The organism is Flavobacterium anhuiense (genome assembly GCF_050990855.1).
Classification (GTDB): domain Bacteria; phylum Bacteroidota; class Bacteroidia; order Flavobacteriales; family Flavobacteriaceae; genus Flavobacterium; species Flavobacterium anhuiense_C.
This window is the reverse complement of sequence record NZ_CP158861.1, coordinates 2,333,034-2,346,145: the sequence shown is the minus strand read 5'-3', so window position 1 is coordinate 2,346,145 and position 13,112 is coordinate 2,333,034. Positions and strand designations below refer to the sequence as shown.

Below are 13,112 nucleotides of genomic sequence, written 5' to 3'. Positions count from 1 at the left end.
TTTTTTTTTTTTAAAAAGTTGCGTTAACACCTGTCATGTAAATACGAGAAAGCGGATAACGTGCTAAATCCATTCCGAAGTTTTTAAGTCCAACTTCAGGATCCATTCCAGAATATTTCGTGATTGTAAATAAGTTTTGTCCAGAAATAAAGAATCTCAATTTCGCTTTTCCGTTCAACCAGCTTTCTTTAACGGTATAACCAATCGAAACGTTTTTCAATCTTAAGAAAGAAGCGTCTTCAATAAAAAGATTAGAGATGCGTCCGAAGTTGTTGTTGTTATCTGTAGAAGAAAGAACTGGAACATTGGTATCTGTATTGGTTGGTGTCCAAGCCTCTTTAGATTCTGCCAACAAGTTGTAACCTGGGAAAGAAGCATTTAAACCGGTATGTTTCACCGCATTGAAAACGCTATTTCCTGCAGCACCTGTAAAGAAAATATTCATGTCAAATCCTTTGTATCTGAAATTGGCATTCAAACTATAAGTTGTTTTCGGGAACGGACTTCCTAAAACTACTCTATCGCTGTTATTAATCACACCATCTCCATTTTCATCTTTAAATTTAATATCTCCCGCAACCGCATTTGGCTGATACATTACCCCATCTTTGTTTACATACGCTTTTACCTCATCATTGCTTTGGAATAATCCGTTTGTCTGGTATCCGTAGAAAGCGCCAACTGGACTTCCAACTTGGTAAATATTGGCTAATGGCAAACTACGAACTCGGCTTAAACCAAGAGGTTCTAATGAATTCAAATCGTCTTTAATAGAAACAATTCTATTACTTAAGAATCCAGCGTTTGCCGTAACATCAAATTTAAATTCTCCACGAGTTTTTTGGTAGGTTAAACTCACCTCAATTCCTTTGTTTTCAACATCTCCAGAGTTCACGATTCTTCCTTGTGGCGTTCCAGAAACTCCAGGCAATTGGTCACGAACCAACATGTCTTTGTTTTTCTTTACATAAGCATCAACAGATACTACCAAAGTATTATTTAGCATCGTAAAATCTAAACCAATATTGGTCTGCTCAGAACTTTCCCATTTCAAATTTGGGTTTGATAATTCGCTTTCAGCATATCCATAATTGATTGACGGAACTGCCCCAATTAAAGCTTGAGTTTGCACTAAAGGCACACTAAATTGGTATGGACCAAGATTTCCTAAGTTTCCAATTTGTCCCCAGCTTGCGCGAAGTTTTAAATTGCTGATGATTGGCTCAATACCTTTCATGAAATTTTCTTCAGAAATTAACCAACCTGCAGAAACTGAAGGATACACTTTCCAACGGTTATTTTCTAATAATTTTGAAGTTCCGTCACGACGAACAATTCCTGAGAATAAATATTTCTGATTGAAATCGTAATTGATTCTTCCCACATAAGAAGAAATAATTTCATCTGATCTTCCTGCTGCTGTTTGCTGAATCAATTTTGCATTCAATAAATAACGTTGCGATGGGTCTTCGTTGTCAAAACCAGTTCCTTCAATGGTGTAGAAATCTCTTTTGGTTTCTTGGTACGTATATCCAGCTAAAGCTTTTAAATTGTGTTTTCCGAATGATTTCTCATAAGAAATTGTCTGCTCGCTTAATAAATCTGTAGTGGTGATGTTTTTCAGCGTCAATCTGTTGAAGTCGAAAATCTTTCCTGGCTCTGTAACTTTTACCGTAAAATCTGTCGCATTATCTTGAATTCTCGTGTAACCCCAGTTCGATTTTACTTTTAATCCCGGAATAATTTCCCATTCTGCATATGGATTGATCAAAATAGTAGAAATAGGATTTTTATTGTCTAATCTTTTCAAATACGCCACCGGATTGATAACGTCTCCGTAAGAACCAATGTATTTTTCTGGAACACCACCAAATTGACCTGAACCATCTTCTCTATAAATCGTCGCGTTTGGCGGATACAAAATTGCTGCTTGAATTGCTCCTGTATAAGAACTAGAAGTATTAGCCGTCTGACCATCAGTTAACGAGTATGAAATATTTTCTCCAATGGTAAAATTATCAGCCAATTTGAAAGAAGAATTTGCTCTTACTGTGTAACGTTCTCCGTAAGTATTCAATAAAATACCTTCGTTTTTTCTATAACTTCCAGAAAGAAAGAAATTAGATTTTTCTGTTTTTCCGTTTACCGAAAGTGATAAATCTTGAATTTCTCCTGTACGGAAAATTTCATCCATCCAGTTTGTTTTTGTTGTTCTTGCAGTTGGCTCAAATGCAGGATCGAAAGCAGGAATTCTTGGCAAACCAGCATTATCTCTTGCAATATTCATCGCATCAGCATATTCTGCAGCGTTTAAAACCTCTAATTTTTTGGCTACATTTTGGAAACCACCTTGATAGTTTACATTTACATTAATTTTCTCTGAAACTCCTTTTTTAGAAGTAATTAAAATTACCCCTCCAGAAGCTCTAGCACCATAAATTGCTGCAGAAGCCGCATCTTTTAAAACGTTTATTGATGCAATATCATTTGGGTTAATTGTATTTAAAGAACCGCTGTAAATAATTCCGTCCAGAACGATCAAAGGCGTTTCTGCATTCAAAGATCCAATACCACGAATATTGATTGTTGGCGATGCAGTTGGATCTCCACCATCATTAATTACCGTAACTCCGGCAACCGTTCCTTGTAATAATTCGGCAGCATTGTTGTACGTTCTGCTTGAAGTTTCTTTCATAGAAACAGAACCAACAGCTCCTAAAACTTCATTCTTTTTTACGCTACCGTAACCCATTACTACAACTTCTTGAAGCTGTTTTACATCGGCTGCTAATTTTACAGTGATGTTTTGCGAACTTGTTACTTTTACTTCTTGCGTTATATAACCCACATAAGAAAAAATAAGTGTTGCTTCTGAAGCATTTACTTCCAATTTAAAAGTTCCATCAAAATCTGTTGCTGTTGCTGCATCAGAACCTTTGTCTTTAATTCCGACACCTGGCAAAGGCATATTATCGTCTCCACCAAAAACAGTTCCCGAAATAGTAATTTTGTTTTGGTCTGCTGAAGCCAATTTTTGATTTTTCTTGATTACGATATTGTTGCTCACAATCTCGTATCTAAGAATGTTTCCGCAAATTTTATCCAACGCTTGTTCTAGCGTTACATTATTCAGTTTTAAACTTAATTTCTGATTAGCGTTTACTTGGCTGCTTTCGTACATAAAATGCACATCAACCTGATTTTCAATTTTTTGAAATATATTTTTTATACTTTCATTGTCAACTTTTAAAGTCACTCTTTTGCTAATGTCAACATTACCGGCTTGTACTGTTAGTGCAGCAAAAAACAAAGCCATAAACAGGAATAATTTGGTTCCCATTGTCCTTATGCTCTGACATTTTGCGGCATACCGCATTTGTTTTTCATTCATAGTTTTTAGATTTAGTGTAATTGTTTTGTTTATTAGTTTGCTACGTAGTTTTATTTTTATTGTTTAAAGAATTACTCGATTTTGTAAACCCCAGAATCCATTTTGTATTGGGCATTGATGATATTGCACACCAATCCAATTACCTGATCGGCAGGCAGTTCTTTAAAATAAGCGCTAATCTTTAAATCGTTTAAATTCTTGTTTTTGACTTCAATCGCAACATTGTAATTACGGTTGATTGTGGCTACAACTTCCGAAAGAGGCGTTTCTTCAAAAACCATAATATTTTTTCGCCAAAGCGAAATGGTATTGACTGGAACATCCTTAAAAGCTTGAAGCTTGTTGTCTTGCGATTTAAAAACCGCTTTCTGTCCTGGAGTTACATACACATTCTCCTCTGTAACAGTCGATTTCACGTTTACCCTTCCTGTTGCAACCGAAACTTCTTGTGTTTTTTGATCTGGATAAGCTTGAACATTAAAACTCGTTCCGAGAACTTTGGTGTCCATTTTATTGGTATGAATAATAAATGGATGCTTTTTGTCTTTGGCTACATCAAAAAAAGCTTCTCCGCTTAAATACACTTCTCTCGTATCTCCTTTAAACTCTTTTGGATATTTAAGAACACTTCCTGCATTTAACCAGATTTGTGTTCCATCACTTAATTTTATTTGAGCATGTTCTCCAAATTTTACTGTAAATTGTTTGCTTTCAACCGTATTTGATGTTTGATAAAAAAACACTGATAATCCAATCAAGAAAACCAAAGAAGCTGCAACAGCCCAGTTTTTATATTGAAGAGGAATAACGTTATTGGTATTCTTTATTTGTCTTAATTCATTTTTTAGTTTTGATCGGTCTGATTGAACCGTTTCCATATTATCAAAAAAATCATCTGTACGATCGTACCATTTATTCCACATTTCTTGTCCTTTCGGAGAATACTTTCCTTCTAAAAAATTTTTGATTTCGTTATTTGAATTTTCAGGCATTATAATTTCTTTATGTCTATACTAGTATGTCTTGGGAATTGTAATTTTAGGTAGGCGCAAAAGGTTACGCTTCTGTTAAGAAAAAAGCTGAATTCTTAATCTGAAGTTTACTTTTAGTTGAATTCGCCCAAATACGTGCGCATGAATTTCAACGCATACGTAATATGGTATTTTACCGTTTCGATTGAAACATTCAATTCTTCGGCGATTTCTTTATTGGTGTAATGTTTTACGCGGCTGAGAATAAAAACCTCTTTCGATTTTTTTGGAAGTAAATCTGCAGCTTCATCAACCGCTTTTTGCAATTCATCGTAATAAATAGAATCTTCAATTGCATTATAGCTGGTTTGCGAAACCGTATTTTTTTCTAAAACTTCTTGAATGTATTGATCGGTAACTTCGTGCGATTTGATATAATCTAAAGTCATATAACGAACAGAAGTATAGATGTACGCTGCAAAACTTTTCTGGATTACAATTGTCTTTCGTCTTTCCCAAATAGAGGTAAAAACTTCCTGCACAATTTCTTCTGAAATAGCGATCGATTTCATTCGCAGATATACGAATCGAACTAGCAGATCACGATATCTAAAATAAAGTTCATCAAAAGCTTTATCCTTGCCCGATTTTAATAATTCGACAAGTTCTTCGTCTGTAAACTTCTTATACATGATTCATTATTTTATGATTAATCAAATGGAAAGTGCGAGCCGAAACACTTTTTCTGATTGTGTCTTGATAATGATCTTGCTGTTTAAAAATTGGCATATACAAAGTATTGGGTTCTTCTAATATGTCTCCAAAATTAAAACTGAGGGTAGGTCGATTAGGTTACGTTTATATTAATAAACCACCTCTAAAACGAAACATATTATTAACATTTGAAGTCGAAAAAAAGCTGTGAAATAAGACTTTGTAGTATTTGGAGTAAGAAATGAAAAACGCAATTTCATATAACCATCTTTATCTTATAAAAAACAGAATTAAGCCGAAAAATCGCTTAACAAATACTTAATGAGAATTCTTTAAAATGGGATTTAATCTCTTCAAAATTCTTTTCTAAAGAAATAAAAAAATTAAAATAGTTGACAAAAGCAACTAATTTTATATATTTGTACCTCAACACTACAATCTTTCAAATTATGAATACCACAACTTCAAAAATTAGAAGTTTCAACAGATTTTATACCGCGCATTTAGATATTTTAAGTCAGCATTATTTGGATAGTGAATATTCTTTAACTGAAATACGAATTTTATATGAGATTAGCGAAAACAAAATAATAACAGCTCAGAAAATCACCGAAATTTTAAATCTGGATAAAGGATATTTAAGCCGAATTTTAAAGCGTTTTTTAAAAGAAAATCTAATCGAAAAAGTTACTTCTTCTGAAGACAAACGCGCCTTCAACATTAAACTGACAAATTCTGGAAATGAATTATTAAGCGTTTTAAATGATAAATCTGAAAACAAGATTGAAGGTAAAATTGAAAAACTGAATTCTACTGAAAAAGAGATTTTAGTCGATTCGATGAACACGGTTAGAAATCTGCTTACAGAAAATAAAATAGCGCGAGAAGATATTACGTATCGACACGAAATTACGCCTGGAGATATTGGATACATTATTCATTTACACGGTGCGATTTACGGAAAAGAATACAATTTCTCAACCGATTTTGAGAAATATGTAATCAAGACTTTTTACGATTTTTTAGAAAAATATTCTCCAGAAAACGACCGAATCTGGATGGCAGAATACAACAATAAAATTGTGGGCTGTGTTGCGATTATACATCAACCCAACGAAGAAGCACAACTAAGATGGTTTCTCCTCGATCCTGCATTTAGAGGATTAGGAATTGGCAAAAAACTCTTAACTGAAGCGGTAGATTTCTGTAAAGAGAAAAAGTTTAAAAATATTTTTCTGCTTACTACAAACTTGCAAGACAAAGCGCTTCAAATGTATAAAATGATGGGATTTGAATTGACTAAATCTGAAGAAGTTGAGGAATGGGGGAAGACCTTTTTTGAGGAGCGATATGATTTAAGGTTAATTAAATAACATCATAAAAATTTAAAAGCGCAAAAGTCAAAGAGACTTTTGCGCTTTTAAATTCAATTATTTGTATTATGATGTATATTTCGTTTGAAAAAATTAAATGTTAGTCCTCTCAGCTATTAAAGAAATTACTTTTCCGAAGGTTTATTAATTGAAAGATATCCACTAAAGGCAATGCCCTCCTTAGTTTCCCCATCCTTATCATAATATATTATATTAACTAAACTACCTTTTTTACCGTCTATATAAAAATAGTCTTCGGACTCACCTTTCATTTCAACTCGATCTCCCTTAGGTATTTTTACAATAAGAAATTCTTTCTTTCCAAAAGAATCACTTTCTTGTGAGTTATCATACAACTCTAATCCATTTGATGCTGTGACAAATCTTTCTTCGTCCAAATGAGGATCTATAACCTGTATTCTTTCAATTTCTTTTAAGTCTATATATTTCAAACCTTCTTTCTTAAACGTAACTTTTGCAAAATATTTAAAAGAATTCCCTTCTTTTTTAACCATAATATCTCGTAAATAATTAAAAGGAATACTTGAAGAAATTACTTTAAAATTATCTGTACTATTTATTTCATATACTTTTAGAGAATCTTGACCTGCATACAAATCTTCCTTATTACTTTTAATTTGATATAAAGATTTAGGCATTTTTTCTAAAGAGAAATTTATTTTACTTAATACTATATCAAGTGATAAAAGACTAGAAAAATATCCTTTGGATGGATCTTCAGTGCTCGTGAAGTAATTTTCAATTTTTTTCCCATCTGGAGATAAATAACTAAAGATGTACGTGTTTCTATAAAAATTATAATATTCCTCATATTTTCTTGGATAGTCTGAAGCATTGTTAACTTCTAAAGTGTCATTAATCATAACTGTGGCATCCAAAAAATTATTTTTATCAATATGATATCCATATCTTAAATAACCTGAAGGAGTATCACCTCCAAAACTTTCATTAAAAACTTTAACCTCAACTCTGTTTAATTGATTATCAAAATAAAATAAATTTAAAGTATCTGTCCTTTGTTGCAGAACTGAACTTTCTTTTTTATTGTAAGAACTAAGATATTCACCTTTTTCTAATTTATTACTTATTTTGTTTTCAGTTATTGTTTCTTTCTTTTTACAAGAAAGAAACAGTACGATTATTAGTAAAATTATTTTTTTCATTAATTACATTTTTTTAACGAATATACTAAAATTGAATATGAATATGATTGTAGTGATCCGATTGGGGGATTAATTTTTCTCCTTTTCTGAGTCTTTTTCTTCTTTCTTCTGTAGTTGCTCTATCTGCACGAGTGGCTGAATAATATGGATGATAAACATTTATAGCTCCCATCTCTTTAATAGCTTTTGTTAATTGCACATAAAATTCTTCATCATAATTTTTAGAGTCTACATGCTTCCCGTCAATTATGTTAATATCTATAGCTGTTCCTTTATAATGTTGGCTACCTGAAGAGTGCGACGCACCCGCAAGCTCTTGAACATTAAATTTATATTTTTTGCTTAATTCATGAAGAACATATAACACTCCAACGGAAAGTTTAACTTGTCTACCCCTTGCATGCCCATATTCACTTGTATATACTTTATTACCTTCAGAAGCATCTTTGATATTATCATCTGCATTAGCTCTGTCATTTGTAGATAAATATGGATGAATTGAACTAAATGTAATTTTCTTTTCTTTTATTATTTTGTCTGCTAAAACCACATCTAAGTTTCTAGTTTCATCAATTTCTATTGCATACATTTTTCCAAGGTGAATAGATTGCTTAATTCTAGGCGTCAATTCATTTTTTGTTATTTTTTCATCTTTTTTCCCTTTTATTATCTGATATTGTTTTTCATCCCAATATTCTCCGTCCGCACTCCTGTTATCATGATAATTTTTAGGACTTAATGCCTTGTCATAAAGAACTTCATTTCCATCTTTTCCTACGCCAGTTGGTGCAAAAATTGCCATGTACATATCTTCAGCATTATCAATAACTTTTTTATAACGCTCTATATGCATCTTAAAATATAGTTTAACAAAATCTAACTGTCTAATCTCTGTCATATCTCTTAAATCAGATCTAGTTAACAGTTTATCTTTGTAATCAGAGCCAGTATACTTTATTCCATTTTGCACTCTGTTCATTTCACTTATAGCAGTTCCAGTAAATTGTATCAAGCCTGTCGCTTCTGGATAACCTACACTTGATGTAAATTTACCTTTGGTTTCCACATTCATACAAATCATTAAGTGGTTTGCCATTCTCAATTTATTTTCTTCCCCCCAAAGCTCTTTACATATTTGAACAACCTTTTTACGAAACTCTGGACTAACTTTTGCTCCCCATATCATCCCTAAATCAGTATCAGTTATTACTGTATCATTTTTTCTCGCACTTACATTATTGCTAACGACAGCATTCAATCCATTCTCAGAATAAAGTTTAGATTCTACTCCGACCATAGCGATATAAAACGTATCCATAAATCCTGAAATAAAATTCATTTCTTTCCATTTTTCATTCAAAGTAAAATCAATAGTCGCAGTTCCTTCGTTATCTACAATAACTTTTACACTATGTTTTGGATAACGATAATCTTTATAAACTTTCAATACTGCTTCTTTCCCTACCATATTTAAGGTCTTAACCACTCCTGTTATTTTTGAACCATATGGCACTTGTGTAAAAGGAGACACTCGGTTTCCTTCATAAACAAAATAAGCATCTGTTATTTTAGCAACAGTAACGACATTTAATATTGCATCATCATACACATTGCTGTTTTTCTTAAAAGGATAGGATTTTCCATTTTTTATTCCTTCCAGCTCAAATCTAATTTTAGCTGTTTTGCCTTTTTGAATTCCAAAATGCTTTTGTAAAACGTTATCAAATTTTAATTTTTTATTTATTTCTCCATTTCCGTCTGTTTTGGTGTCATTGTAATAATTAACTTCTCTACTATCATTTAAAAAGAATTTAATTCTTACCGACTGATTTCCATAGCCTGGAATACTAGCTTTTATAGTATTACTTTCTCCCATAAAACCAGAGGTTTTCTTTTTACTTCCATCGGTGTAAGTCCAAGAAGCTTCAGTTACTTTTGGATATTTGACATATATTTTTTTGATTGATTTTGATTTTAAACCTTCCATAATATTACTGTATGCCTCAACAATAAATACACCTTCCTTTTTAGGAATTGGAAAAACAAACGTTTCTCCTTTAGCGAGATATTGTTTTCCCGCTTCATTATTTTCTATTTGCAGTTTAAATCCATCTGGTATATATGTTTTGCCATTTTCCTCATAAACCAACCATTTTACATTTTCTCTTTCTTGCGGAGTAGCTTCAATTTTAAAGCTTTTGGCAGCAAATATGGCATCGCGGTTTGTCTCATTCCAAAAATAAACATCATTGCTGATATCGGCTTGCGTGAGAATATCGATACTCTCTACAAAGTTTTTAATTGTTCTAAATGTTTGATTTTGAATTAGGCCATATTGATCTTTACTGGCAATTTTAATAGCATATTCTCCAAAATTTTGCATCATTATCTTAACAATTCCAGTCGAATCGAGTTCTTGTTCCTTCGAAACTAAAGTTGTTTTATCTTCATTTGTGTATCCTACTTGATAATAAAGTTTTACTGGATTTAGAGTTTTTATTTCAGGATTTTTTAAAGAGACTCGGAACAATTTCTCTTCTACAGAAGTTCTTCCCAATTTGTTTTTGATGCTTACAGGTGGTGTAATTACAATCTCTTGAGCAATTATACTAAGTTTTATAAATGCTGATTTGCTTGCTGTTGTCTTTTTATTTGCACCAGGTCTTGATCCATATGCTTCTATAATATAAGCTCCTGGGGTATCAAAGTTGTAAGTAAACGATGTCCCCTTATCTATAAATTCTGTTCCTAATTTTTTTGAATCTTTGTAAATAATCCAATTGATATTTTCTTTTTTATCATTTCCTTCTTTTAATAAGGTTTCATCAAGGAAAAATTCCAAACTTTCTCCTACAATAAATGAAGTTTCATCACTATTTTTAATTTTTACTGCACCCGATTTTACCGAACTTCCAGGAACATCGACGTTATTACTTCTTTGTAGAAATACATAAACATCTTCTTTTCCAATGTTTGCATAAGGATTACTTAAATTAGGATATATTTTGGTTTTGGTCGATATTGTAATTGTATTAGGTAAAGTATCAAGTCCTTCAACTTCTTTTAGCAATAAAAACAATTCGTCGTATTTCTCAAAAAGATTGGCAACATTCGTTTTTTCATCTGCCAATTTATTTTTGATTATTCCCCAACGAGTTTTATTCTCTTTAGAAATTGCTCCGTTTAATATATTAGCATCAATTGCTATAATCATTTTTTCACGAACGCTTTCCCAATTGAAGTTTTTGATTTCAACTGATGATAATTCTGAATGTTTCAACGCTTTGTACATTTCTGCAAACGGCAATTCTTTTTCAAAATCAGCTATATTTACTTCTTTATCAAAAGCTTTATCGATACGAGTCCAATATGCAATCATCTCTGTATCATTTACCTTCATCGCCTCTTCCAATTTCTTTTTGATTTCGGCTTTTACCGCTTCTATTGTTGGTTCATTACTATTTGCATGAAATGCTTGCGGAACTGTTAGCATCTCTTGTGATGCCATGTTGGAATAAACTTGAGACGATAATTCACTATTCAAATCATTTTCAACTCCCAAGATCGGAGAAGTAGTGCTAGCTGACGCAGAAAAACCGAAATTTGTTCCTCCTGTAGTATCAGTAACGCCTTCTCCGATTGGAGCGATAAAAGTTGATGCTGTTGCTAAAGAAGCATTCCCCGATAATGTTGATTCATTATGAGTTGTGTTTTCTATAATTTTCTCAAAAACCGAAGGAGTATTGCTAACTGATTGTGCTATTTCTTTATTTTTAGCCAATGTATCAGTAGCGCCGCCTTCGGCTGAGAAATTAGAATCGTTTACACTGGCATTTTTAGCTTGCTGTTCGTGCCATAATTGGGTTATATCTTTATGCTGGCCCATTTCGGTCGAAACTTTGGCCAACTCTTTAATAATAGTTTCAGTTAAGTGTTCTGAGCTTTGAATTTCAGCACTGTTTTTTATGGTAAGATTGAAATTGTGAATTGTATTTTTACTCATCGCTTTGGTGTTTTTTCTGGGTGTAAAAGTAACATCGACATCTGTAAAAATAAAATTTCAAACCGCTTGTATTCAGTAGTTTCAGCAAGTTTTCTTTCTACTGAAACTACTGAAAACACACGTCTTTTTTTTGCTCATTTTCTAATCTTCTGACTTACTTTTACACCCTCAAATTATCCAATGGAGTTGTCATTTCTGGATGGTATTTATCTGTCTGTACTCCATATTTATTTCTTCAAAAAACAAGTACACCTTTATTTATTAATCAATTTAAAACGATAACCATTATGGATTATGAATTCGCGATTGGCATAAGTAAAATGCCTAAAATACCAGACAAAAATTTCTCCTTTTCTAAACCAAACTATCTCAAAATTTAATCTTCAATTAGGAAAACGAAAACATATTCTTCACTATAAAAAACTAAAACTTACAAATATGAATCAGAAAACTATTGCCGTGCTGGTAAGCATTTTAATCGTATTAACTGGAATTATTGATACAAAATTTGATCTTTTACAGGAAGCGGGACTTTCATTGATCACCATTAACCGAATCAAATTGATTGGTTTGCTTTTATCGGCTGTATTGCCAAGCATTACTCCTTTGTTTTCAAAGGATGATAAATAATTTCTAAAGACAGAAAAAAAGAGACATCCATACTTTTAGATTCTTGCTCGAATTCAAAAAAGCAGAATTTAATCTATCCATTATCAAATAATTTTAAAATCAAAAATATGGCAATTCAAACATTAAAGACAATCAAAAACTGGTTTAGAACTGGTTTAAAACCAACACAAATCCAATTTTGGGATACATGGGATTCTTTTCGACATAAAAATGATAAGATCCCCTTAGAAGATATTGAAAATATTGATCAAATAACGGGACAAAAAATTATTCCATCTGGAGAATTTTTAATTTTTAAAGTTGCCCCCAATACAGCAGATGAATTAGAAATCGGTGATAGTGTAATTGGCTATTGCGAAGGAAATTTCCTTGCTGAAGCTACCTATTACGGTGGCGATACAAGTTTGATGAGCAGTTTTACCAAACCAAATAATTTAGTTGGAAAAATTTTATCCTTTACCACCAACACCCAATATTTATATGATTCGATTACTTACGAACTTAATGATGAAATATTGCTAAGATCCACTAGTTGTGGCGCTTATAATGGAATTGCTATTCTGTATAAAAGGCCAGGAGAACTAGGATTTTCAACTTCATGGCCAATGGGATATTATCCTGAATTAAATGTAACATGGCTTGATTTTACTCCAGGTACAGTTCTAAAATTAACAGATACTCTTGGCGACTTTGAAGATTCAGAAGAATTTATAATTTCTTAGAAAGAAGAATAATCGCTATCGCAGAAAATCATAAAAAACTTTAAGCATTTAAAAAAACTTTCAATTCTCTTAATTAAGCACTCAGAATTATTGAAGATCAAAATTTCTAATAATCTGAGTGCTT

The 13,112-nt window shown here is 32.1% G+C and carries 8 protein-coding genes; 3 read left to right on the top strand and 5 right to left on the bottom strand.

The genetic code is table 11. From position 1 onward, the window contains the following. Positions 1-10 precede the first annotated feature (10 nt). The 3 genes from ABTV69_RS10445 to ABTV69_RS10435 all read right to left on the bottom strand — a co-directional run bounded on the left by ABTV69_RS10445 (position 11) and on the right by ABTV69_RS10435 (position 5,054). A complete protein-coding gene (locus ABTV69_RS10445; RefSeq protein ID WP_433836089.1) occupies positions 11-3,391 on the bottom strand; it encodes a TonB-dependent receptor in 3,381 nt (1,126 codons plus the stop codon). 71 nt (positions 3,392-3,462) lie between these two features. Next, positions 3,463-4,383 (bottom strand): FecR family protein, encoded by a 921-nt coding sequence (locus ABTV69_RS10440; RefSeq protein ID WP_433836087.1) that lies wholly within the window; start codon positions 4,381-4,383, stop codon positions 3,463-3,465. A gap of 113 nt (positions 4,384-4,496) precedes the next feature. Further along, on the bottom strand, positions 4,497-5,054 hold the full coding sequence (locus ABTV69_RS10435) for an RNA polymerase sigma-70 factor (RefSeq protein ID WP_433836085.1): 558 nt from the start codon (positions 5,052-5,054) through the stop codon (positions 4,497-4,499). A 471-nt stretch (positions 5,055-5,525) separates the two neighbouring features. On the opposite strand from ABTV69_RS10435, the gene ABTV69_RS10430 reads away from it, so the two are divergent. Then, positions 5,526-6,449, top strand: coding sequence for a bifunctional helix-turn-helix transcriptional regulator/GNAT family N-acetyltransferase (locus ABTV69_RS10430; protein WP_433836083.1), 924 nt, complete (start codon positions 5,526-5,528; stop codon positions 6,447-6,449). 125 nt (positions 6,450-6,574) lie between these two features. Here the strand turns inward: ABTV69_RS10430 and ABTV69_RS10425 are convergent, their stop codons facing one another. Further along, positions 6,575-7,633 carry a hypothetical protein gene (locus ABTV69_RS10425; RefSeq protein WP_433836081.1) on the bottom strand — a complete coding sequence of 353 codons (1,059 nt, stop codon included), beginning with the start codon at positions 7,631-7,633 and terminating at the stop codon, positions 6,575-6,577. A 25-nt stretch (positions 7,634-7,658) separates the two neighbouring features. After that, positions 7,659-11,414 carry a hypothetical protein gene (locus ABTV69_RS10420; protein ID WP_433836079.1) on the bottom strand — a complete coding sequence of 1,252 codons (3,756 nt, stop codon included), beginning with the start codon at positions 11,412-11,414 and terminating at the stop codon, positions 7,659-7,661. A 660-nt stretch (positions 11,415-12,074) separates the two neighbouring features. Here ABTV69_RS10420 and ABTV69_RS10415 point away from each other — a divergent pair. Both ABTV69_RS10415 and ABTV69_RS10410 read left to right on the top strand, forming a co-directional pair. Beyond that, positions 12,075-12,266: a hypothetical protein gene (locus ABTV69_RS10415; protein ID WP_433836077.1), complete on the top strand. Its 192-nt coding sequence runs from the start codon at positions 12,075-12,077 to the stop codon at positions 12,264-12,266. Between the two features lie 107 nt (positions 12,267-12,373). Then, entirely contained in the window at positions 12,374-12,988 is a 615-nt protein-coding gene (locus tag ABTV69_RS10410; RefSeq protein ID WP_433836075.1) for a hypothetical protein, read from the top strand. Positions 12,989-13,112: the final 124 nt, after the last annotated feature.